2 protein-coding genes are annotated in these 3,239 nt (G+C 57.2%); both read left to right on the forward strand.

Annotation, left to right across the window (positions count from 1 at the left end; genetic code table 11):
- Positions 1–78 precede the first annotated feature (78 nt).
- Positions 79–1,704 carry an AAA family ATPase gene (locus NW853_RS12935; protein WP_414349220.1) on the forward strand — a complete coding sequence of 542 codons (1,626 nt, stop codon included), beginning with the start codon at positions 79–81 and terminating at the stop codon, positions 1,702–1,704.
- 220 nt (positions 1,705–1,924) lie between these two features.
- Positions 1,925–3,239 (forward strand): pentapeptide repeat-containing protein (locus NW853_RS12940; protein WP_414349222.1); only part of this gene is annotated, 1,315 nt, incomplete at its 3' end.

Consider the following 3,239-nt stretch of genomic DNA (forward strand, 5'->3'; position numbering starts at 1 on the left):
GGGCCATCCTCCCCGACGGAACTGTCCATCCCTAGGCGGATCCCTTTGCTAGACTACCTACAGCTAGCAGCTAGATCCATGAGTTCCTTAGATCTCGCCTTTGCCAGCAATCACCAAGACATTCTCACGCTGCTGGACTTGGTGGTTCGCGCTCGCTACCCTTTGATCTACCTGGTTACTCCCGAAGAAGCCCCAGCAGAGGAGCTGCTACAAGTTCTGGCCGATTCTCTCAAACCCAAGCGCAAACTCCTAATCTGGGATATCGTCTCTGGCTGGTCAGATAACGGCCAAAACAAAGGTCAATTGATGCCTGCTCTGGGCCGCATCGGCGCTATCAAAGAGGACGAGGCGGTTATTTGTGTTCTCAAGGATCTAAACCCCACCCTGAGAAATCCAGAACGCTCAGATAACTATCCCGTTATCCGCTACCTAAAAACCTTGGCCAGAGAGGGCCGCCACAGCCGCAAGTCCATCATCCTCCTGGGCCAAGAAGCCGTTGTCCCTGCCGAGCTGCGCGAGGAAATTGTAGTCTATGATTTTCCCCTGCCCAGCATCGACGAAATTGAGCGGATCGTTACCCGCGCGATCCCTGCCCGTCAACTGGAGCTAAGCGGCCCAGCGCGGGAACAACTGGTTCGAGCCTGTCAAGGGCTGACCCGGCAGCGCATTGAGCGGATCCTGGCCCGCGCCCTAGCCGCCAAAGGCAAGGTCAGCGAGGGCGATATTGACCTGGTTCTGGAAGAGAAAAAGCAATACATCCGCCAGACGGAAATCCTGGAGTTTTACAACCCCTCCGAGACCCTGCAAAATGTCGGCGGCCTGGAAAACCTCAAAGCCTGGATTCGCCAGCGCCGCAACAGCTTTAGTGCCCAGGCCCGCGACTATGGCTTGCCCAGCCCCAAGGGCATTTTGCTGGCCGGGATTCAGGGTACCGGCAAGTCTCTCTGTGCCAAAACCATAGCTCGCGAGTGGCGCATGCCCTTGCTCCGGCTGGATGTGGGGCGACTCTTCGGCGGGATCGTCGGCGAAAGTGAAAGCCGCGTGCGCCAGATGATCCAAATTGCCGAAGCTATGGCCCCCTGTGTTTTGTGGATTGATGAGTTGGATAAGGCCTTTGGCGGCGTCAACAGCGAGTTTTCAGGAGATTCGGGCACCAGCAAGCGGGTCTTCGGCAGCCTAATTACCTGGATGCAGGAAAAAACCAAACCCGTTTTTATTGTTGCCACCGCCAATAATGTCCGCATCTTGCCGGCTGAGTTGCTGCGCAAAGGCCGGTTTGATGAGATTTTCTTTGTCAATTTGCCCAACCAACGGGAGCGGGAGGAAATCTTCCAAGTCCACATCCAGCGGCTGCGGCCCAACCGCTTGCGGGATTTCTCCTACCCTGAGCTGGCCATGGCCAGCGAAGATTTCAGCGGGGCAGAAATTGAACAGACCATCTACGATGCCATGCACATGGCCTTCAACCAGGATCCACCCCGCGAGTTTACCCAGGAGGACGTCCTCAGCGCCATTCGCCAAACCGTTCCTCTGGCCGCCATCGCCCGCGACCAGATTCAGGACTTAAAAGCATGGGCTGCCGAGTCCGGGGCCCGCACGGCCTCCCAAGACCAACAACTTGTGCAGGAGCTGCGAACGCTGGTGCAAAAAAGAGGGCTGGGCCCCATCGAAGTCGACAGCCCCTCTTCGTTTTCCCCCTCCTAAGTTCTCAGTCCTGGTCTTCTGGCGGGATGTAGCAGCCCTACCAAAACCATTAGCTCCCCAGGGATCCAACAGACAGCGGCTGCTTTGGGCTACGGGATCCCTGATTTTGGTGGTCGATTTGGGGGCTGGAAGCTTACCGAGCTGAAGTAATTGCCAAAACTGACCGGGCCTATGGCTTATGCAGCAGCAGGTAGTTGGAAGGTTAACTTGAGGTGTAGGGATGGCGGAAACCTTTGATCCTGTTCTGGGTGGGCAGCAATTGGCCGGCTCCGATCCGGTCATGGGAGGCTTGGTGGCTATTGAGCAAGACCTAGCCAGTCCCGATCTGGAAGTGCGAATCCGAGCGATTGAGGAAGCGCTCCAATATGGCGAAAAAGGGGCTCAACTTGTTATCCAAACCGTCATGCAAAAAGGTTTGGCTTGGAAAGTTCAATTTGCAGCCTGGAAAACACTGCTGGAGTCAGCGGATCCGGAGCTTGTGCAGGTAGCAAAAGCGCATCCGCTTCCTCTCCGTAAAGTCGAAGATATCCAAGCCAGATACAGAGCCGGAGAGCGAGACTTCCGCTGGGCTGACCTGAGGGGAGCCAGTCTAGATAGGCCTGACTTAAGTGGGGCAGACTTGAGGGGAGCCGACCTAGGGAAAGGAGAGAGGGGGGGAGCAGCCTGTCTGTACCAGGCTGACCTGAGCCGGGCTGATCTGAGCTGGGCTAACCTGAGCGAGGTATACCTAGAGGGGGCCAACCTAAGCCGGGCAAACTTGAAAGCAGCACGCCTGAGCAGGGCCAAGCTGAGCCGCGCAAACCTGAGTGCAGCATACCTAGGCGAGGCCGACTTAGAGGGGGCCGATTTGCGCTCCGCAAACCTAAGCCGAGCCTACTTAAGGGGAGCGAACCTGGACAACGCCAACTTAACCGAAGCCGATCTGAGTGAAGCTAACCTGGCGGGGGTCAACCTCAGGCAAGCCAACTTGAGGGGGGTTAACCTGAGCCGGATACGTCAGGCATGTCTGAGAGGATCGAACCTGAGCGGAGCTAACCTAAACGGAACATATCTGCGAGGGGTCGATCTAAGCGAGGCCAGCTTGGCCCAGACCTATCTGAGAGGATTAGACCTCAGTGGGGCCAACCTCAGCGGAGCCAACCTGAGCCGGGCCAATTTGAAGCAGGCTAACTTGAGAGCAGCCAACCTCAACGGAGCCAACTTGAGCGGGGCTGACCTGAGCCAGGCTGATCTCAGCGGAGCCAACTTGAGCGGGGCCGACTTGAGCCGGGTCAGCCTAGAGGGATCCCTAGTCTCTGCCGAAACTCAGATGGATCCCAAGTGGCGGCTGGTCTGGGAGATTGTTAACGGCCAGGCTGATGTGAAAAACCTCAGCGGGGCCGACTTAAGGGCAGCAGACCTGAGGGGGGCAAACCTGGAAGGAGCCGACCTGAGCGGGGCAGACCTGCAGGAGGCAGACTTGCTGAACGTTTCTCTCAAGGGAGCAAACCTAACGGGCGCAAAACTAAGTCCCGGCTGGGATCGATTTGCTGACT

This window comes from Synechococcus sp. H55.11 (assembly GCF_047462475.1).
In the GTDB taxonomy this organism is placed as follows: Bacteria; Cyanobacteriota; Cyanobacteriia; order Thermostichales; family Thermostichaceae; genus Thermostichus.